This window comes from Gilvimarinus chinensis DSM 19667 (genome assembly GCF_000377745.1).
GTDB classification, from domain to species: Bacteria; Pseudomonadota; Gammaproteobacteria; order Pseudomonadales; family Cellvibrionaceae; genus Gilvimarinus; species Gilvimarinus chinensis.
In genome coordinates this window covers 287655-305890 of sequence record NZ_KB898708.1, presented here as the reverse complement: position 1 = coordinate 305890, position 18236 = coordinate 287655, and the positions used below count along the sequence as shown (strand labels likewise).

At 50.6% G+C, this 18236-nt stretch carries 20 protein-coding genes and 2 tRNA genes; 18 read left to right on the top strand and 4 right to left on the bottom strand.

Translation table 11 applies throughout. From position 1 onward, the window contains the following. The first annotated feature begins 73 nt into the window (after window positions 1-73). From D568_RS0110850 to D568_RS0110810, 9 genes are all read left to right on the top strand, one after another. Window positions 74-1024 carry a YbgA family protein gene (locus tag D568_RS0110850; protein ID WP_020209627.1) on the top strand — a complete coding sequence of 317 codons (951 nt, stop codon included), beginning with the start codon at window positions 74-76 and terminating at the stop codon, window positions 1022-1024. Window positions 1025-1086: 62 nt separating this feature from the next. Further along, window positions 1087-1533: a nuclear transport factor 2 family protein gene (locus D568_RS0110845; protein ID WP_020209626.1), complete on the top strand. Its 447-nt coding sequence runs from the start codon at window positions 1087-1089 to the stop codon at window positions 1531-1533. Further along, window positions 1533-2972: a deoxyribodipyrimidine photo-lyase gene (gene phrB, locus D568_RS0110840; protein WP_020209625.1), complete on the top strand. Its 1440-nt coding sequence runs from the start codon at window positions 1533-1535 to the stop codon at window positions 2970-2972. The genes D568_RS0110845 and phrB overlap by 1 nt, the downstream gene beginning before the upstream one ends. Next, window positions 2969-3724, top strand: a complete 756-nt coding sequence (locus D568_RS0110835; RefSeq protein WP_020209624.1) for an SDR family NAD(P)-dependent oxidoreductase — start codon at window positions 2969-2971, stop codon at window positions 3722-3724. Before phrB ends, D568_RS0110835 begins: the two co-directional genes overlap by 4 nt. After that, a complete protein-coding gene (locus D568_RS0110830) occupies window positions 3724-4989 on the top strand; it encodes an NAD(P)/FAD-dependent oxidoreductase (protein ID WP_020209623.1) in 1266 nt (421 codons plus the stop codon). The genes D568_RS0110835 and D568_RS0110830 overlap by 1 nt, the downstream gene beginning before the upstream one ends. Continuing rightward, a complete protein-coding gene (locus D568_RS0110825; protein WP_020209622.1) occupies window positions 4986-5753 on the top strand; it encodes a DUF1365 domain-containing protein in 768 nt (255 codons plus the stop codon). The genes D568_RS0110830 and D568_RS0110825 overlap by 4 nt, the downstream gene beginning before the upstream one ends. Beyond that, the gene (locus D568_RS0110820; protein ID WP_020209621.1) at window positions 5746-7014 is read left to right on the top strand and encodes an SAM-dependent methyltransferase; all 1269 of its coding nucleotides are present in this window, start codon (window positions 5746-5748) and stop codon (window positions 7012-7014) included. The genes D568_RS0110825 and D568_RS0110820 overlap by 8 nt, the downstream gene beginning before the upstream one ends. Next, on the top strand, window positions 7007-7531 hold the full coding sequence (locus D568_RS19955; protein ID WP_020209620.1) for a DUF2878 domain-containing protein: 525 nt from the start codon (window positions 7007-7009) through the stop codon (window positions 7529-7531). Before D568_RS0110820 ends, D568_RS19955 begins: the two co-directional genes overlap by 8 nt. Window positions 7532-7534: 3 nt before the next feature. Continuing rightward, window positions 7535-8239, top strand: coding sequence for a hypothetical protein (locus D568_RS0110810; RefSeq protein ID WP_020209619.1), 705 nt, complete (start codon window positions 7535-7537; stop codon window positions 8237-8239). Window positions 8240-8249: 10 nt separating this feature from the next. Here D568_RS0110810 and D568_RS0110805 read toward each other — a convergent pair whose 3' ends face one another. Beyond that, window positions 8250-8531: an EscU/YscU/HrcU family type III secretion system export apparatus switch protein gene (locus D568_RS0110805; RefSeq protein WP_020209618.1), complete on the bottom strand. Its 282-nt coding sequence runs from the start codon at window positions 8529-8531 to the stop codon at window positions 8250-8252. After that, entirely contained in the window at window positions 8528-10102 is a 1575-nt protein-coding gene (locus D568_RS0110800) for a hypothetical protein (protein ID WP_020209617.1), read from the bottom strand. Before D568_RS0110800 ends, D568_RS0110805 begins: the two co-directional genes overlap by 4 nt. A gap of 146 nt (window positions 10103-10248) precedes the next feature. Between D568_RS0110800 and ccmA the strand changes: the two genes are divergently transcribed. From ccmA to D568_RS0110765, 7 genes are read left to right on the top strand one after another with little or no spacing between them, the layout of a single operon-like run. After that, a complete protein-coding gene (gene ccmA, locus D568_RS0110795) occupies window positions 10249-10917 on the top strand; it encodes a cytochrome c biogenesis heme-transporting ATPase CcmA (RefSeq protein ID WP_020209616.1) in 669 nt (222 codons plus the stop codon). Continuing rightward, the gene (ccmB, locus tag D568_RS0110790; protein ID WP_020209615.1) at window positions 10910-11602 is read left to right on the top strand and encodes a heme exporter protein CcmB; all 693 of its coding nucleotides are present in this window, start codon (window positions 10910-10912) and stop codon (window positions 11600-11602) included. Before ccmA ends, ccmB begins: the two co-directional genes overlap by 8 nt. A 25-nt stretch (window positions 11603-11627) precedes the next feature. After that, a complete protein-coding gene (gene ccmC / locus D568_RS0110785; protein WP_020209614.1) occupies window positions 11628-12386 on the top strand; it encodes a heme ABC transporter permease CcmC in 759 nt (252 codons plus the stop codon). Window positions 12387-12390: 4 nt separating this feature from the next. Continuing rightward, window positions 12391-12612, top strand: a complete 222-nt coding sequence (gene ccmD, locus D568_RS0110780) for a heme exporter protein CcmD (RefSeq protein WP_020209613.1) — start codon at window positions 12391-12393, stop codon at window positions 12610-12612. 3 nt (window positions 12613-12615) lie between these two features. After that, entirely contained in the window at window positions 12616-13080 is a 465-nt protein-coding gene (ccmE, locus tag D568_RS0110775; RefSeq protein WP_020209612.1) for a cytochrome c maturation protein CcmE, read from the top strand. Then, window positions 13070-15043: a heme lyase CcmF/NrfE family subunit gene (locus tag D568_RS0110770; protein WP_020209611.1), complete on the top strand. Its 1974-nt coding sequence runs from the start codon at window positions 13070-13072 to the stop codon at window positions 15041-15043. The genes ccmE and D568_RS0110770 overlap by 11 nt, the downstream gene beginning before the upstream one ends. 2 nt (window positions 15044-15045) lie before the next feature. Continuing rightward, on the top strand, window positions 15046-15576 hold the full coding sequence (locus tag D568_RS0110765; protein ID WP_020209610.1) for a DsbE family thiol:disulfide interchange protein: 531 nt from the start codon (window positions 15046-15048) through the stop codon (window positions 15574-15576). 472 nt (window positions 15577-16048) lie between these two features. Here D568_RS0110765 and D568_RS0110760 read toward each other — a convergent pair. After that, a tRNA-Asp gene (locus D568_RS0110760) sits at window positions 16049-16125 on the bottom strand. Between the two features lie 12 nt (window positions 16126-16137). Then, window positions 16138-16213: transfer RNA gene (locus tag D568_RS0110755), tRNA-Val, on the bottom strand. 172 nt (window positions 16214-16385) lie between these two features. Here D568_RS0110755 and D568_RS19945 point away from each other — a divergent pair. Together D568_RS19945 and ccmI are read left to right on the top strand one after the other, a co-directional pair. Next, window positions 16386-16901, top strand: a complete 516-nt coding sequence (locus D568_RS19945) for a cytochrome c-type biogenesis protein (protein ID WP_083915351.1) — start codon at window positions 16386-16388, stop codon at window positions 16899-16901. Further along, entirely contained in the window at window positions 16898-18163 is a 1266-nt protein-coding gene (ccmI, locus tag D568_RS0110745; RefSeq protein ID WP_020209608.1) for a c-type cytochrome biogenesis protein CcmI, read from the top strand. Before D568_RS19945 ends, ccmI begins: the two co-directional genes overlap by 4 nt. The last annotated feature ends 73 nt before the right edge of the window (window positions 18164-18236 follow it).

Here is an 18236-nt window from a genome sequence, read left to right as displayed (position 1 = left end):
ACAATACAGTACGCAGTGGCTTGAACCGCCTGTAGTGCTGAAATTGTGACAATCGTGTATGGAGTGTAATGCTATGGCGTTGGAGAAAATCCCGGTTGGTGTCAGCCAATGTTTATTAGGCGAAACGGTACGTTACGATGGGGGGCACAAGCGATCGCGTTATTTGACTGATCAGCTCAATCAATACTTTGACTACCACCCGGTATGCCCTGAAGTTGCTATTGGCTTGGGTATCCCCCGTAAACCCATCCGTTTGGTTGCGACGGATACTGGCACCCGGGTACAGCAAAATGATGATCCATCGGTAGATCACACAGATGCTCTTGCCGATTATGGCGAAAAAATGGCCACCGAGCTGAGCCATTTATGTGGTTATATTTTTATGCAAAATTCACCCAGCTGTGGTGTTTTTGATATGAAGCGCTACGGGGATAACGGCTACCCGAAGGATAAGCACGGTAGAGGTTTGTACGCACAAAAATTGATGGAAAAACTACCTCTGTTACCGGTAGAAGAGGCCGGCAGATTGAACGATGCAGGCTTACGGGAAAATTTTATCACTCGGGTTTATGCCTATTTCGATTGGCGCACTCAGGTCGAGTCAGCCCCTACTGCGAAAAAGCTCATTAATTTTTACTCTCGTTATAAATACCAGGTGATGGCCCACCACCCACCCAGCTACAAAGCGATTGGTCGGTTACTGGCGGATTTAAAAAGCAGGTCGATAGCAGAATCATGCGACGACTTTATTCAAGAATTTATGTACGCCTTATCATTTCAAGCTACCCGTAAGGGCAATACCAATGCATTAATGCACTTGCGCGGCTATCTGAAAAACCAGTTAGATGCCGCTGAGAAAGCCGAGCTAAGTGATCTTATCGAAAATTATCGCCTTGGCTATGTGCCCCTAGTGGTGCCTATGACTCTGTTGAAGCACCATTTATTAAAGGTTGATGATGCCTACTTACAGAGTCAAAGCTTCTGGTCGCCTCACCCGGAAAAACTTGGTTTGCGCAATATTTGATGATCTGAAATTTTGCGATGCACGTAACTCCTCTCGGCTTCCGCTCAATGGATACTCGGCACATGAACGCGAAAAAAACTTTAATCGAACGACTAATGGATCATTATAAAACCTTTAATACAGAGTCTGTTAATGATATTGCGGCCCTATATCACGAGAACACCGTTTTTATTGATCCCGTCACCCAAATCGAAGGGCGAGAATCGTTACAAGCTTATTTTACGTCTATGGCAGAGGGATTAAAGACGTGTAGATTTGAGTTTGAACAAGTGATAACACAACAACAAGAGGGCGTTTATCACACCTGTTTGACTTGGGTAATGACATTTATTCACCCGAAACTGAACTCGGGGGCACCTGTTTCGGTACCGGGCGTTTCGTATCTACAGCACTCTGCTGATGCAATTTATAGGCATCGTGACTATTACGATCTAGGCGCAATGCTGTACGAGAAAATCCCCGTGCTGGGGACTTTGGTTAGCCATTTACGCAAACGGCTGGAGCACTGATGCAAACATTGGTGTGGTTTCGCAACGACTTACGGATTCATGACAATCCGGCACTGCACTATGCTTTACAAGACAGTGTTAATTACAAATCAAGTCGGGTTAGCGGTATTTACATTCTTTGCGGCGAATATGTTAAATCGCACCCTATGGGTAAGAGAAAACTGTGGTTTATCCGCGAAAGCCTGCGCGAGTTGCAGCAAACGCTCGCCCAATGTGGCATTGCCCTTGAATTTTTGTGGGTCGCCAAGGCGGCTGATATTCCCGCATCAATAATCGATTATTGCCAGCGCTTTAACTTCGAGCGCCTGACTTGCAACGCCGAATACCCGTTGGATGAACTCAACCGGGACAGAGCCACTAAGCACGCGTGCGAACAAGCTGATATCGAATTCAAGCGTTATCATGATCGATGCTTAGTACCGCCTGGCGCGCTTCACACTCAGCAGGGAGACACTTACAAGGTCTTTACCCCCTTCAGTAAAGCGTGGAAACGTCTGGTTTCTGAAACGAGTTTGCAAGTCTACCCAGCGCCGCAGGCACAGCCGAAAAATAGGCAAAAATTCAGTGCGAACCCCGAGGCACTGGAAAAGTGCTTTGCCAGCTTTGACCCTGACGATATGAGTGAATTCTGGCAGCCAGGAGAACAAGCGGCACTGGAGCGCTTGTCTGAGTTTTGCCGCGAGGATATTCACGATTATAACAAGCTGCGCGATTTCCCGGCAGTAGAAGGAACTTCCGGTTTGTCTCCGTACTTAGCAGTAGGCGCTTTAAGCCCCAAGCAGTGCCTTCTTGCAGCAAGCCTGGCAAGCGATGAGCACTGGAGCGCTGCTGAAGGAGTATCTGTGTGGGTCAATGAGCTTATCTGGCGAGAGTTTTACATGCACATCGCTGCGGCTTTTCCGCAGGTAAGCCGCTATAAACCCATGCAGGATTACACGGACAATGTGCAATGGCTGAATGATGAACAAACATACGCCGCTTGGTGCCGAGGTGAGACAGGTGTGCCTATAGTGGATGCAGCCATGGTGCAGCTGAACACAACGGGGTGGATGCACAATCGGCTGCGCATGATCACGGCGATGTTTTTAAGCAAAAACCTTGGTGTTGATTGGCGCCGGGGCGAACACTATTTTATGCAGCAACTTATTGACGCCGATTTCTGTGCGAACAACGGGGGCTGGCAATGGAGTGCTTCCACAGGCACCGATGCGGCGCCATACTTTCGTATTATGAACCCGATTACACAATCGGAGCGCTACGATCCAGGGGGCGAATTTATCCGCTCACAATTACCTCAATTTCACAACACAGATAAAAAATCTCTGCACACAGGGGAGGGCGTAACCTCCTATCCGAAGCCACTGGTAGATGTAAAGATCAGTCGTAAACAGGCTATTGAGCGATTTGCACAAGCCAAAGAAACCGAGACAACAGCATGAGCACACATACCCTCGCGGGTCGTAGAGTATTGGTAACAGGTGGCAGCAAAGGGCTTGGCCTTGCTTGCGTTAAACAGCTGTTAGAGCAGGGGTGTGATGTCTATGCTTTGGCCAGAGATACCTCCACCCTGGGTGAGCTAAAAAGGAACTACGGCGTACAGTTGCGTACGTTTGACTCAGACATCACCGATCTTTCCAGCGTAAATGCGGTCGCAAACCAACTGGAAGCTATCGACACCGTAATTTTAAACGCGGGCACCTGTGAATACCTGGCACCAGGGCAGGTCGATGCTGAGCTCACCAACAGAGTGTTTGAGGTGAATCTACAGGGCTCCATTAATGTTCTCAACGCCGTTATTGATGTTTTAGCTGCATCGGAAAATGCGCCTCATATCGTCGGTATATCCAGCCTGGTTACCGAGGTACCCTTATCGCGCGCCGAGGCCTATGGTGCATCCAAAGCGGCGCTTGATTATTACCTGAATAGCTTAAGAGTAGACCTTTATCACCGTGGAATCGATGTATCCATTGTGAAGCCGGGGTTTGTAAAAACGCCGCTCACCGCAAAAAATGACTTTCCCATGCCATTTATCATGGAGCCTGAACAGGCGGCCGAGCATGTGTTAAAAGCGGTAGCACAACGTCGGTATTTGTATAAGTTCCCCTGGCAACTGGCTCTGAGCCTTGGGGTTTTAAAATGTTTACCTACCGGATTTAGAGTAAAAATTATGCAAAAGATGGTGCGAACCTGATGACAGAGAACAAAAAGAGCATAGCGATCATCGGTTCCGGGGTTAGCGGATTAACCTGCGCTTATCTGCTTTGCCGCAATCACTCAGTTACCGTCTTCGAAAAAGAGCAAAGCATTGGCGGTCATACGGCAACAAAGCCGGTATCCACGCCCAGTGGTGATTATTGGATCGACACCGGATTTATTGTTTATAACGACCGTACTTACCCTAATTTTATCAAGCTGATGCAGCAGCTTAATGTTGCCGGACAAAAAACAGAGATGGGGTTTGGTGTCAGCTGTGAAAATAGTGGCTACGAATACGCTGGAACATCGGTTGGCGGGTTGTTTGCACAAAAGCGCAATGTGTTTAAGGTTTCGCATTGGCGAATGCTGGCCGATATTGTCCGCTTTAACCGCCGCTGCACCGAACTGTTTCAACGCGATAACATCGACCCAAGCTTTACTCTTGATGAGTTTGTAACAAAAGAAGGTTTTGGAAAGCGCTTCGTTAACTTTTATCTTTTGCCTATGGTGTCGGCAATCTGGTCGTCCGGTACCGAAACCGCCGCAAAAATGCCGCTGGATTTTTTTATCCGATTTTTTCATAACCACGGCTTGCTTACCGTCATGGATCAGCCTCAGTGGTACACCCTCGTGGGCGGGTCCCATTCGTACTTAAAGCCATTAACGGCACCTTTCGCAGACTCTATTATTACGGGCGCCTCCATAAAATCGGTGGTTCGCACCGATAGCGGTGTTGATATTCTGCACGCGGACGGAACCCTGAGTCAGTTTGACGAGGTGGTTTTCGCCTGTCATAGCGATCAGGCGCTGGCTTTGCTGGGTGATCCTACAGCGCAGGAAAAAAGCGTACTTGGTAGCATTCCTTACAAAGACAATGATGTGGTGTTGCATACCGATGCCTCTCTTTTGCCTGATAAAAAAAGCGCCTGGGCGAGCTGGAATTATCGCATCCCTAAGCCCGCGGATGATGCCTGCCTGCTGACCTACAACATGAACATTTTGCAGAACATTCGTTCGCCAGAAACCTTCTGTGTAACCGTTAACCCTGGTGAGCGCATTGACGAGGAGTATATTCATGGCCGGTATCGTTACGCTCATCCTGTTTTTACCAAAGAGAGCGTTGCCGCAAAAAGTCGCTGGGCGAATATTAACGCGCAGCATCATACCCATTTTTGCGGGGCTTATTGGCACAACGGTTTTCATGAGGATGGGGTTGTATCGGCGCTGCGTGTCGCGAGCTATTTTGGTGAGACTTTATGAGGCCCGAAAGCGCCATTTACAGTGGGTGGGTAAGGCACAGGCGCTTTACCCCGCGCAGGCATGAGTTTTCTTACCAACAGCATTTGTTTTTTATGGATTTAGACAAATTGCCCGAGCTTTTTTCGGTGGGGCGACTGTGGTCGTTAAACAAAACGAACCTCGGCAGCTTTCGCCGTGAAGATTACATGGCACCGACCGATCAAGGTTTGAAAGAGGTTGTGCTTAAAAAAGCATCACCTTTACTGCAGCGTGAGGGTGTTACGCAGGTTTTTTTACTGGCAAATCTTCGCTTATGGGGTTTTTGCTTCAATCCGGTCAGTCTTTACTATGTTTATCAAGACAGCGTTCTTAAAGGCATCGTTGCCGAAGTGAACAACACCCCTTGGAATGAGCGCCATACCTATGTGGTACCCATGGGGGATAACCAAAAAGCCAGGGATGTCAGGTTCCCCAAAACGTTTCACGTTTCCCCATTTAACCCTATGGATATGGATTATCACTGGTTCAGCAGCTGTCCAGGTGAAACGCTGAGTGTGCATATGGAAAACCATAAGGGTGGCGAGAAACATATGGACGCAACTCTCACTTTGGAGAAAAAAAACTGGAACGCTGCACATCTAAATAGAATGTTATGGCGTACCCCGTACAACAGTATAAAAGTACCTGCGGCGATTTATTGGCAGGCCCTTAAGTTGTGGTTAAAGCGGGTTCCGGTTTACGACCATTCAAGCCCAGATATGGGAGAGGAGAAACATTGTGACTGAATCGTCAACGCGCAAAGGGATCGCTGGATTTAGCGCCCATAGGTCGAAAACTTTCACCTACCGCGAGCAGGTAGCAAAGAAGCTGGTTCTGAAGACTTTACAGAAGCTGCACCATGGTTGCCTGAGAATTCACGAGCAAGACGAGTGTTACACCTTTGGTGAAGACCCCCGTAAGGCCAGTTTAGTCGCGGATATTCATGTTCATAACCCAGCGGCCTACGCCGATGTAGCCTTTGCAGGTTCTGTCGGCTCTGGCGAAGCGTATATGTCCGGTTATTGGTCCACTCCGAACTTGACCAATGTGGTCAGAGTTTTTGTCAGCAACATGGATGCGCTAGACGCAATGGATCAAGGTCAGTCAAGATTGAGCAAGTTGATTCTTAGGGTTTTTGCGTATTTTAAGCGCAACTCCAAAGAGGGAGCTAAGCGCAATATCAGCGCTCATTACGATCTGGGCAATGAATTCTTCTCGTTATTTTTAGACTCAAAGCTAATGTATTCGTCGGCCATTTTTGCCAACGACGCTCAAACCCTTGAAGAAGCTGCCGAATACAAGCTCAAAACCATCTGTGAAAAGCTTGAACTCAAGCCGACTGACCATTTGCTTGAGATTGGCACAGGGTGGGGCGGTATGGCCATTTATGCTGCGCAGCATTACGGTTGCCGTGTTACCACAACCACAATTTCGGCGGAACAATATGAGCACGCTAGGCAGCGTGTGCAAGAGCTCGGCCTGCAAAACAGAATTACGCTGCTGTTTGACGATTACCGAGATTTACAAGGCCAATACGATAAGCTGGTGTCGGTAGAAATGATCGAAGCTGTTGGTTACGAACACTACCCCACCTATTTCGAAGTTTGTTCGCGCCTTCTAAAAGACGACGGCCTGATGCTCTTGCAAGCAATTACCATCGCTGACCAACGTTACGAAATGGCCAAAAATTCGGTTGATTTTATTCAGCGTTACATCTTTCCCGGTGGAGGTTTGCCTTCAGTCAACAAAGTGCTTGAGCTCATGAGCGATGTTACCAAACTCAACTTGATGGGCTTTGAGGACATAGGTCAGGATTACGCCAAAACCTTAAAGTGTTGGCGAGAGAGGTTCCTGGCGCAACTTTCTCAGGTGAGAGAGCAGGGTTTTGACGAGCGTTTTATTCGATTATGGGAATATTATTTGTGCTACTGCGAAGGCGGGTTTATCGAGCGCAGTATAGGAACCGGCCAGTTCTTATTTGCAGGTCCTGCGTATCGCAATGGCTAAACCCGTTTACTTTTCAATTGCCAACGCCGTCGCTTTTCAGGCGGGGTGGTTTATTTGTTTGCTCGCCCCTGTGGCGTGGGCGCTGCTGTACACGGCGCTTTTTACGGTGGTTCATTTTCGAATTTTGAAACCAGAAGCCCGGTGCGCTGATGCACTGGCCGTCGCCGTCGCTATGGCTTTGGGCTTTATACACGACACGGCACTATTGCAGACGGGGGTGCTAAGCGACTCTGCAAGCGCGCAGCCCATTTGGTTAACCTGTTTATGGTTGATGCTGGGGCTCACTTTACGGCATTCGCTGTGGCCAATTTACTCTCGACCCTGGCTTGCCAGCCTGGTGGGGGCTGTGGCCGCCGGGCTTTCTTATACAGCAGGTATCGCCCTTAGCGATGTCAGTTGGGGCGAGTTTGGCCCTCGGGGTGCATTTGTTATCGCGGTCATTTGGCTTTTGGTTTTGCCTGCTCATAAAGCAATAACGGATTCATTTAATGTAATGCGCTATGCAAAGGGACGATAAACCATGCGAGTGTTCTCTATCGCGCTATTAATGGCGCTCAACGTGTTTAGCATCCACGCCTTCGGCGAGGTTGAGTCTTATGCTACGGGCAGGGCTTATTATTTAGACAAACGTGATCAACCTGCTTACCGAGAAGAATATTTTAACGACGGGGGTGGTCAGCAGCGAGTTCTGTACTTTTCACCAGGCGAGGTTCTCATCGGTCGAAAGCTACTTGATTATCACACAGGTAAAACCGCGCCCGACTTCACATTTGAAGATTTGCGATTTTCGCGGATACTGTCGGCAAAACATTCAGACGGGGGTATTAGGTTAACCAAAGAGATTGAAGGTAAACCTGAAAGCCAGACGATTAATGTACAGAAGAACCAAGTGATTGATGCGGGGTTTGTTGCCGCCATCGCCGAAAATAAAAACGAATTGGCACAGGGATTTGAATTTAACTTTGCTTTTGCTGACCGCTTAAAAAATATTTCGCTGCGTGCTCAAAGCGTAAACGTCGAGAGCACACCTTTTGCTCAAGGTGAGCCCTCTTATACATACGTTAAAATGGCTTTAAACAATCGATTTCTGGCAATGTTTCTCGATCCTATTTATTTGGCGTTTGACCAAAAAATGCGGCTTGCATTGTATGCCGGGCGGTCTAACTTAACCAATCAAAATAACGAAGCATTCGATGTGCTGATAAGGTATCAGTATCCTGATTAATGTATGAATGCTACTGCTCCGGAGTTTGGCCTTTAAGCTCGTAGGCAAACGCTATTATATAGGCCACAGCCAAATAAAGTTGTTCTGGTATCTCGTCCCCAAGCTCAAGAGTTACTAAAAAATCCACCAGTGAGGGGTTGTCACACAAGGGCACATCATGCTCCTGAGCCAGCTCAATGATTTGCTTGGCCAGCTCACCACTGCCTTTAGCGCTGATTACCGGACTGTTTTTTCCATCGTAATACAAGGCTACCGCTTTTTGCAGTTCGTGCAATTCTGCCGTGTCGCTCATGATCGTATGTCTACTAGGTTATAGGCTAAAGAGTTTCCATCTGACGCAGGGGCACCTTGAAGAAATTGTACACTGCTGATTTCCAAACCAGCGGCTGCAAGAGGCTTGACATAATCGGAAAAAGTCGCTTTTGCATTGCTGATGACGGTTTTATTCTCCCCCCAAAAAACAATGTCGAGCATTCGGTTTAGGTAACTGATTCGCGTATAAACAAGGCCCGCGTCGGGTGTTTCAAGAGTCAAATTAACGTGCCACAACTTGCCTTTTTTTCCTGCGGGGTTAGCGGTTTCAGCGTTTGCTTGCTCCTGAATGGCGATTTTGACGGGGTAAATCTGTTCATCAATTCGTATGGGGAGGTCAAAGTGAATATTAGTGCCGGCGGGGGTGTCTAGGGTACGGGCGCGGTTTGCTTCCGGCTGTAACTGTTGCTGGCGAATGCGCGCTAAACTGTTCAGTGTCAATTGGTGGGTTAGCAGCATCAGCTGGGTTCTAAGCACTCGGGCTTCTGCAGCCTCAGTGGGTATATTCTGAGGGTTTAGCAGTATTTGGTTAAGGTTCAGGTTCCCTGATTTATGAAGCGAAACGTCTGTAAATGCAGTGGCTCCGGCAGAGGGGGGCTTGTTTATCGAGGGCGTCGTCAGACCAGCCGTCGTTGGGGAGGGTGGTGCACTGGTTAATAGACGGGCAATGACCGTAGAGTCGGCAGTTTCTCGTGGCGTAAACGTTAACTGCGCCAATGGCGGGCTTGGCTCTGATCTGAGACTGGAAGGTGCGGGGAGTTGCGTTGCCACTTGCTTAGCCAGCTGTATTAGGTTCGCCTTGCGATCCAGCGCCAGAACCTGTTTCACGGCTTCTGGCCCGGTCGTGCTTGCCTTTGCCAGGTTTGTTTCGAATAAGCTGCCGCTATGCTGTATCGCAGCCTTTAACGTTGCGGGTTCAATGGGATTTGCTGGCGCCAGTGTCATGGGGGCGCTGGCAATTCGCTGTAACGCGCTGGCGAGTGATTTTACTTCTGGGGCGGGCGGTAGCTTCGTAAATAAACGGCTCAGTGCTTCGGCTAATGGTTCAAGCCTGGGGGCGGTCTGTCGAGGCAGCACTTCACGTAATGCTTGATTGAGTGTTTCAGGGCTAAGCTGAGCCCGTTGCGCGGCTGCTCCCGCTGCAGGTGATTCGCGCAAGGGCGCGACAGCAGCAGATTCAGGGCCGAAGGTTAACTGGCGAGCACTGTTCAAGGTAACTGTTAAAGCCTGCCCGGGCTGCAGCGCCTCGCGGGTTATAACCGCTAAGTTCTGCCCCTTGATCAGCAAGGTTGCCAAGCGTAATGCCGAAAGGGGCTCAGTAGTTTTAGAGGTCGGCGGGGGAATGCTGCCTGGGCGCTCACGATCAAGCCACAGTTGGTGCTCTGGCTTTATGTGTTTTACCGTAACCACTTGAGCGTTAGCGGGTTCTCCTGTCTTTAATCCAAGAGCTGCCAACATATGGCTGGTTTGGCGGTTCACCCCCGTATCTACAGCCGGGGCGCCCGTTTTCGCGCTGCTGGCGGTGTATAAGTGGGTGAAATCTATCGGCATATTCGACCTGTTGTGGTGCTGTTTACTTCATTTAACCCGGTTTTGGGTAAACTTTTAGCGCAGGTGGCTATATAATCGCCGCGCAACCCAATTTTGGCCAAAGGCTTACAGCTTTCGGCCGATGGCCATAAACATTGAGTGTCCTGATGTCGCAGTGGGAAGAACCCGCACCAAACGAACTTAGCATAAGTAACCTAACCTGTACGCGTGAGGACAGGGTGCTGTTTACGCAACTTGAGTATACCTGTTGTGCGGGTGCTGTGTTGCAAGTGCTGGGGTTTAATGGCGCGGGAAAAACCACTCTGCTGCACACCCTTGCCGGATTAATGCCGCCTGCGTCTGGGGTCATCCGCTGGCGGGGGGAGTCCATTGCAGGCAATCGTAGCTACACCCGCTCGTTGTTTTACCTGGGGCATCAAGCACCGGTAAAGCCGGCCTTAACCGTGGCGGAAAATATTCAGTGGCTGGCTCGACTGCGTGGCCAATCCCCCAGTGCTGAAGAGCTTTGCTCGGCGTTAGAGCAGGTGGACCTAGAGGCGTACCAAAACACCAGCTGTGGTCATTTGTCTGCTGGTCAAAAGCGTCGAGTCGCTTTGGCGCAACTTTACCTCAGCGCTGCCCCCCTGTGGATTCTGGATGAACCTTTCACCGCGATTGATAAAGAGGGCGTGGGGCGCTTGCAGCAGTTGTTGGCCACCCACGCGTCCCATGGCGGGATCAGTGTTTTAACTTCGCATCAGCCTTTACGCTTAGAGAATTTACACACGCTGGATCTAGCGGCTTTTCAGCCAGATGAGGCTTGCGCGTATGTCTGAGCAAAGCACTGTAACTACCAGCGCCTGGCGTACCATTGTCGCTCGTGACTTAAAGCTCATCTGGCGACAGCGAACAGACGTGGTTAACCCACTGGTTTTTTATCTTATTACTATTACGCTGCTGCCGTTGGGGGTTGACCCCTCGCGCCAGTTCTTAGGCAGCATTGCCCCCGGCATGCTTTGGATCATGGCGCTGCTGGCCACCTTACTGTCTTTGGATACCTTGTTTCGCAGTGATTACGAAGACGGTAGCCTGATTCAGTTCCAGCTCTCCGCAGAGCCGCTATTTCTCACTGTGCTGGGCAAGGTTACAGCCTACTGGCTTACCACCGGGCTACCCCTTTCTCTGATCTCGCCAGTGCTCGCCTCCATGCTCGCGTTGCCCGATGGGGGTTACATTGCGTTAATGCTATCACTACTATTGGGCACGGCGATTATGAGCCTTATTGGTGCTCTGGGGGCGGCTCTCACCGTTTGCCTGCGGGCAGGGGGGCTGGTTCTTACCCTAATCGTGATGCCCTTGTATTTGCCGGTGTTAATTATCGGCGCTAACTGTGTGGGCAGTGCGGTGGCGGGGTTCAGTTTTCTGCGCGAGCTGGCGCTGCTAGGTGCAGGCTTAGCAATAGCATTAATTGTCATGCCTGCGGCGATTGCCGGGGCATTAAAAATATCGGCAAATCAATAACAATATATCCACGAGGGCATAGGTTTTGGCTTGGCAATGGTTTCACAAATTAGGTTCACCACGCTGGTTTTATGAGAAAACCAGCCGCTGGCTAACATGGTTTGCCCCACTGAGTGTTGCGCTTTTACTCGTCGGTCTTACATGGGGGCTGGCCTTTGCTCCAGTGGATGCCAAACAGGGCAACAGCTACCGCATTATCTACATTCACATGCCGGCCGCGGTACTGTCTTTAGCCGGTTATTATCTGATGGCTATCGCTGGTGGAATTGGTCTCATTTGGAAAATGAAGCTGCCTTTTATGGTTATGCAGTCGGCCGCTTATGTCGGCGCTGCATTGACTGCGCTTACGCTTATCACTGGTTCACTTTGGGGGTATCCGACCTGGGGTACGTTCTGGGAGTGGGACGCTCGAAATATCTTTATGCTGATTTTGCTGTTTCTGTATCTAAGCATCATCATGCTTGGGCGGGTCTACCCCGTTCGGGAGGCGGCTGACAAAGCCTGTGCCATTCTCGCTCTTGTCGGTACCGTCAATGTGCCAATTATTTATAAGTCGGTAGACTGGTGGTACAGCTTGCACCAGCCCGCCAGTATTAAATTAACGGGCTCCAGTAGTATTCACCCGAGTATGCTGTACCCCTTATTGTTGTGTATCGTCGCTTATTACTGCTTTTATACTTTATCGCTGATTCTGTACACCCGCCAGGAAATTCTCGCGCGCGAGGCCCGCACTAAGTGGGTATCCGAATTGGTGAACACGCAAAGCTCTCACACAAAAGATTAGCCTTATGTTCGACTTTAAGTTTGCCTCTGTTGCAGAGTTCGCCGCTATGGATGGTCATGGTATTTACGTTTGGAGTTGTACTGCTATTGCTTTGTTGATGTTAACGGCGCTGCTCGTGCATCCACTTTGGTTGCTGCGCTTGCAGAAACGTAAAATTCAACAACAATTGGCGCTGCAACAGTATCAACAAAAACGCCACAAACGCCCAACCTCCAGCGAGTCGTAACCTATGCATCCAGTTCGCAAACAGCGTTTATTGATTGTTCTCGCACTGGTGGTGCTTTCTTCCATCGCCATTGGTTTGTTGGTTTTTGCCCTGCGAGAAAACATTAACTTATTTTACCCTCCGGCGAAATTCAGTACCGGTGAAGTTCCCCGCGATGTCCGTCTGCGTGCCGGTGGCTGCGTTCAGCCGGGTAGTGTCTCTCGTGATGAAAACTCCCTGCAGGTCACTTTTGACTTGGTAGATCCCTCTGGCCGCCTAACAGTGAGCTATGAAGGCATTTTGCCAGACCTGTTTGCTGAGGGTGAGGCGGCTGTGGTGAATGGAATATGGCGTGAAGATAATATATTTTACGCCGATCAGGTGCTGGCAAAACACGATGAAAACTATATGCCGCCAGAAGTAGCCGAAGCGATGAATAACGGCGAAAAACATCAGGCAACCTGCGATGAGGCGAAGTATGATTCCTGAGTTAGGTCATCTGGCGTTAATTTTTGCGCTGGTATTGAGTGCGGCCCTTTTTGTATTGCCTATGTGGGGGGCTTACCGTTTAAACCAAACCCTGATGTTGGCTGCAAGGTCGCTGGCGACAGGCCAGCTGGTAATGATTGGCGCGGCATTTGTGGTGCTGGGCTGGGCGTTTCTGCAGGATGATTTTTCAGTGGCTTATGTCGCCAACCACTCAAACTCCTTGATGCCGATAAAGTACAAATTAAGTGCTATTTGGGGTGGGCATGAAGGCTCATTACTGTTATGGATTTTAATCCTTTCCGGGTGGACGTTCGCCATTGCCGTGTTTAGTCGCTCACTGCCGCTGGACATGCAGGCGCGGGTGCTGGCGGTGATGGGCTTTGTCGCCACTGGCTTCTTAATGTTTATTCTTTTCACCTCCAACCCCTTTGACCGAATTTTGCCGCTTGCACCGCAAGACGGAGCCGACCTCAACCCCTTGCTGCAAGATCCAGGGCTGATATTTCATCCGCCGCTGTTGTATATGGGCTACGTGGGCTTCAGCAGTGTGTTTGCCTTTGCTATTGCAGCCCTGCTTACCGGTAAGCTCGACACCGCCTGGGCGCGATGGTCTCGCCCCTGGGCGACGGTGGCCTGGGCATTTCTAACGGTGGGTATTGCTTTGGGTAGCTGGTGGGCTTATTACGAATTGGGTTGGGGCGGCTGGTGGTTTTGGGATCCCGTCGAAAACGCATCGTTTATGCCCTGGCTTGTGGGGACAGCGCTTATTCATTCACTGGCTGTCACAGAAAAGCGGGGGCTGTTTAAAAGTTGGACCATTTTGCTGGCAATTTTTGCATTCTCGCTCAGCCTGCTTGGAACCTTCCTTGTCCGGTCGGGGGTGTTGACCTCGGTGCACGCGTTCGCGAATGACCCCGAGCGCGGTTTATTTATTTTGGTGTTTCTCGCTGTAGTGGCGGGTGGTTCACTGCTGTTATTTGCCCTGCGGGCGCCGGTCGTAAAAAGTGCGCCCGGCTTTAAATTGTTGTCACGCGAGACCTTGCTGCTTGCGAATAATATTTTGTTGGTTATTGCCATGATCACCGTGCTGTTTGGCACGTTGTTTCCGCTGGTTGCTGACGCCCTCAAGCTGGGCAAATATTCTGTGGGCGCCCCGTATTTTAATATGACCTTCCTGCCATTTATTACCATCATTTGTTTGCTGATGGGGGTTGCGCCGGAAAGCCGCTGGAAGCGCACTGATACCAAGAAAGTCGCCAGGGCTCTGGCTTTACCGGCTGTGGTTAGCCTGTTGCTCGCCATAGTGGTGCCGCTGGCCTTGGGAGACTTTACCTTGGTAATGATGTTTGCTGTTTTTGTCGGTTGCTGGGTAGGTTTTACAACGCTGTTCGACTTGTGGCGCAAAAGCGCCGCTAAAGAAGGGCGTGTAGCAGGGCTGAGAAAGCTGAGTTTAAGTTATTGGGGGATGGTTGTTGCTCACTTAGGTATAGCCGTTGCTGTTCTCGGCGTTTGCTTAAACAGTCATTACGCTAATATGCAAAAAGTCCGTATGAACTTGAATCAGCCTGTAACCGTGGCCGGCTACCAGTTCACCTTAGAAAAACTGGAGAAAGTTCGCGGCCCCAATTATTTAGCCGATCAAGCTGTAGTGGTAATGAGTAAAAACGATAAAGTCGTTCAGGTGTTAAAGCCACAAAAACGCCAGTATTTTGCCAGCGGCCAAATCATGACAGAGGTGGCGCTGGACTCTGGCTTTTTCCGCGATGTGTATATTGCCATGGGCGATAATATTAACGCTGAGAGCTGGGCAATGCGTATTCACTATATGCGGTTTGTGCGCTGGATTTGGTTGGGTGCATTGTTAATGGCAGGCGGTGGTTTGCTGGCTGTTATCGACAAGCGATATCGCAAACGCCAAGTAAAGAGCCAGCCAGGGGCAGTCACCAGAGTTCAGGAGGCCTAAGCGTGGGGCGTTTAAAGCTGTTTTTACCGCTGATTATCTTGCTGATTCTGTTACCACTTTTTTATGTGGGGCTTAGGCTTGATCCAAGCGCTATGCCTTCGGCTCTTATTGGCAACCCGGTGCCCGAGTTTAGGTTAAGCAAGGTCGCAAATGCCGATGAGTTTATAACCCAGGCTGACATCGGCAATCGACCAGTCTTATTAAATGTTTGGGCTACCTGGTGTTTTGCGTGCAAAGCAGAGCATCCTTATTTGAATAAGCTGGCAGAGCAGGGTGTCCGCATTATTGGCGTTAATTACAAAGACGAGCGAACTGCGGCGCAAAAATGGTTACGTGATTTGCATAACCCTTATCTGTTCAGTGTTTACGATGACGAAGGCCGCCTGGGGTTGGATTTAGGTGTAACCGGTGCGCCCGAAACGTATTTGGTGGATGGTGAAGGTATGATTCACTACCGTCATATCGGGGTGGTGAACGACAAAGTCTGGAATGAGGTGCTTGGGCCCAAGTATCGGGAGCTGGAAGGGCTATAGCCTTGTGAATGCTCAGCCTTTTCAAGTACTGTCAGCTGGCCCATGCGCCGAGTGTGGGCACGGCAAAGAGCGGTGCAGGTAAAGAGTCGGCGTGAGCGCTGCAAGGCTCTTATGGATATAAAAAGGCTCCACACTATGGGGCCTTTTTAATTTGTGGCGGATAGGGCGAGAAGCACTGGCGCCATCCTCGCCCTGCGCGAAATGCCATTTTATCGTCCGCGGCTTTCGGGCTTATCATCCCGTCGAGGCCCCACAGGGTGGAGCCTTTTTTAAATAGTGGCGGACCGGACGGGAAACACTCGAGCCCTCCTGGCCCTCGCCCCACGGGCAGCGCATGCGCGCTGTGCAAAACGGCTATCCTGCCGTTTTGTCGAACATCGCTTCGCGGGTTCATCGTCCCGTCCGTGATCGACATGGGTATTTTAAACGGGCATAAAAAAAGGCCCCACAGTGTGGAGCCTTTTTTAAATAGTGGCGGACCGGACGGGACTCGAACCCGCGACCTCCGGCGTGACAGGCCGGCATTCTAACCAGCTGAACTACCGGTCCGCAGTCTTGAATTGGTGGGTGGTACAGGGATCGAACCTGTGACCCTCGCCTTGTAAGGGCGATGCTCTCCCAGCTGAGCTAACCACCCCCTCCGTTCAAGAGCTGCGTATTCTAATGATAAACCGCCCAAGGTCAACCACTTTTTTTAAATTTTTATTTGTCCGTCGTCGATGACCAAAAAGCATACAAACGCAGAGTCCAAACTCGCACCAGATTGGCGCTACAGTTATACTCGCCACTCTGTGACAATTGAGGTCGATATGGTGCGTTTAGTTTTTGTTTTACTTTTATTTTTTGTAAAGGTGCAGGCAGAAGAAATCTACCAGTTTTCGAATCCCGTCGATCGCGCAAGATTCGAGCATTTCTCCAAAGAGCTGCGCTGCCCTCAATGTCAGAATCAGAACATTGCCGACTCTGAATCCATGCAGGCGGGAGACCTGCGACGCGAATTGTACGAGCAGATACAAGCCGGACGCAGCGATAAAGAAATTGTGGATGAAATGGTTCAGCGTTACGGCAACTATATTTTGTATCGACCTCCATTTGATTCTTCCACCGCGGTGTTGTGGATTTTTCCGGTCGCGCTTTTGCTGATTGGCGTTATTGTTGTTCTCCTGATGGTGCGTAAGCGCGCGAAAGCGGAGCACTCAGAAGAAGGGGAGTTAACGGCTTCCGAGCAGGCGCGTCTTGACGCGTTACTGGAAGCGCATACTCAAAGCGATCACGCTGAAACTAACCGCTCAGAGTCCATTCATTCCCGTGAGAAGTCTGTATGACCGTTTTTATCGTCGGCGCCATAGCGCTGTCTCTGGTTACCGTAACCTGTGTGCTTTGGCCTTTGTTTGCACGCAAGCAACGAAAGCAAGCGCATGGGCATCGTCTGGCAGAAAATGTCGCGCTCTACCGAGAGCATGAGCAAGAATTGGCTCAATCTCTCGCCGCGGGCGAAATTGATCAAGTGCAGTTTGACAAGCTTGTGCTCGAAGCGAAAAAAAACTTGTTGTCCGACCAGCCATCAAGCAGCGCGGGTTATCAACATGGGGGGCGCTGGCTTCTGCTGGCCGTTGCCAGTATTGCGGTTGTGGTTTCCGCGGTGCTCTATCTAGCGCGTGGCGCGAGTGGCGATGTGGCGTTTACGCATTTGCAGCGGCAAGTGCTAGAGGATAACTTCCTTGCCATGCAGGCGGGTGAAAGCCCAGACCCAACCGGTACACGGGAGTTAATTGACTTAGTGCAAAGCCGCCTTGAGCGTCACCCAGATAATACCCAGTATTGGTATTTGCTGGGTAATTATGCGAGTCAGCTCGGTGACTTCACGCTGGCTGAAAAGGGCTATCGCGAAGTGTATCAGCGGGTGCCTAACGAGCCGGGCAGTGCGTCCGAATTAGCGCAAGTGCTCTTCCTCGGGCAGGGCAACCGCATGAGCGAAGAGATCAGCTTTCTCACCAACAAAGCGCTGGAGGTGGATGCGGACGATACCACGGCCTTGGGCCTTGCTGGTATCCGCGCCTTTGAGCAACAAAATTTTGCCGCTGCTGCCCAGTATTGGCAGCGCGCCGCCGAATTAACACCACCGGGTGCGCCAGGCCGTCAGGCTCTGATGGCCGGGGTTGAACGAGCCCGTGCCGAAGCTCAGGGGGGCAAAGCAGAGCCGGCGCTCAAGAGCGACACCAATTCTTCGGCCCAAGGTGGCCAATGGAATATTCCCGTCGAGGTTTCCTTGGCGGATAACCTGCAGGTGCCTGCCGGGTCAACGCTGTTTGTGTTCGCGCGCGAGTATCAAGGCAGTCCTATGCCCCTGGCTGTCTATCGCGCGCCCGCGGGTAAGTTTCCGCAGGCGGTAACGCTTGATGAATCCATGGCTATGACCAGCGCCGAACGTTTACTGCAAGAGGGGCAAATTGAGCTTGTTGCCCGCTTGTCTCTGTCGGGCCAGGCTATGCCGCAATCGGGTGATCTGGAAGGTCGGGTGGGGCCTTTGGATATGGCTGATCTGCCGGCGGGAATACGCCTTATCATTGATACCCGACGCCCCTGAGTCTCTGGGGGTAGGGCGATGATTGGCCTGCTTTGTACAAAAGCTAAACAGGCGGCTTGGCTGCGCCCAGCTC

Excerpts from the sequence above, each read along its gene's own strand:
- D568_RS0110850 (WP_020209627.1), top strand. The coding sequence starts at position 74 with ATGGCGTTGGAGAAAATCCCGGTTGGTGTCAGCCAATGTTTATTAGGC.
- D568_RS0110845 (WP_020209626.1), top strand. The coding sequence starts at position 1,087 with ATGAACGCGAAAAAAACTTTAATCGAACGACTAATGGATCATTATAAA.
- phrB (WP_020209625.1), top strand. The coding sequence starts at position 1,533 with ATGCAAACATTGGTGTGGTTTCGCAACGACTTACGGATTCATGACAAT.
- D568_RS0110835 (WP_020209624.1), top strand. The coding sequence starts at position 2,969 with ATGAGCACACATACCCTCGCGGGTCGTAGAGTATTGGTAACAGGTGGC.
- D568_RS0110830 (WP_020209623.1), top strand. The coding sequence starts at position 3,724 with ATGACAGAGAACAAAAAGAGCATAGCGATCATCGGTTCCGGGGTTAGC.
- D568_RS0110825 (WP_020209622.1), top strand. The coding sequence starts at position 4,986 with ATGAGGCCCGAAAGCGCCATTTACAGTGGGTGGGTAAGGCACAGGCGC.
- D568_RS19955 (WP_020209620.1), top strand. The coding sequence starts at position 7,007 with ATGGCTAAACCCGTTTACTTTTCAATTGCCAACGCCGTCGCTTTTCAG.
- D568_RS0110810 (WP_020209619.1), top strand. The coding sequence starts at position 7,535 with ATGCGAGTGTTCTCTATCGCGCTATTAATGGCGCTCAACGTGTTTAGC.
- D568_RS0110805 (WP_020209618.1), bottom strand. The coding sequence starts at position 8,531 with ATGAGCGACACGGCAGAATTGCACGAACTGCAAAAAGCGGTAGCCTTG.
- D568_RS0110800 (WP_020209617.1), bottom strand. The coding sequence starts at position 10,102 with ATGCCGATAGATTTCACCCACTTATACACCGCCAGCAGCGCGAAAACG.
- ccmA (WP_020209616.1), top strand. The coding sequence starts at position 10,249 with ATGTCGCAGTGGGAAGAACCCGCACCAAACGAACTTAGCATAAGTAAC.
- ccmB (WP_020209615.1), top strand. The coding sequence starts at position 10,910 with ATGTCTGAGCAAAGCACTGTAACTACCAGCGCCTGGCGTACCATTGTC.
- ccmD (WP_020209613.1), top strand. The coding sequence starts at position 12,391 with ATGTTCGACTTTAAGTTTGCCTCTGTTGCAGAGTTCGCCGCTATGGAT.
- ccmE (WP_020209612.1), top strand. The coding sequence starts at position 12,616 with ATGCATCCAGTTCGCAAACAGCGTTTATTGATTGTTCTCGCACTGGTG.
- D568_RS0110770 (WP_020209611.1), top strand. The coding sequence starts at position 13,070 with ATGATTCCTGAGTTAGGTCATCTGGCGTTAATTTTTGCGCTGGTATTG.
- D568_RS19945 (WP_083915351.1), top strand. The coding sequence starts at position 16,386 with ATGGTGCGTTTAGTTTTTGTTTTACTTTTATTTTTTGTAAAGGTGCAG.
- ccmI (WP_020209608.1), top strand. The coding sequence starts at position 16,898 with ATGACCGTTTTTATCGTCGGCGCCATAGCGCTGTCTCTGGTTACCGTA.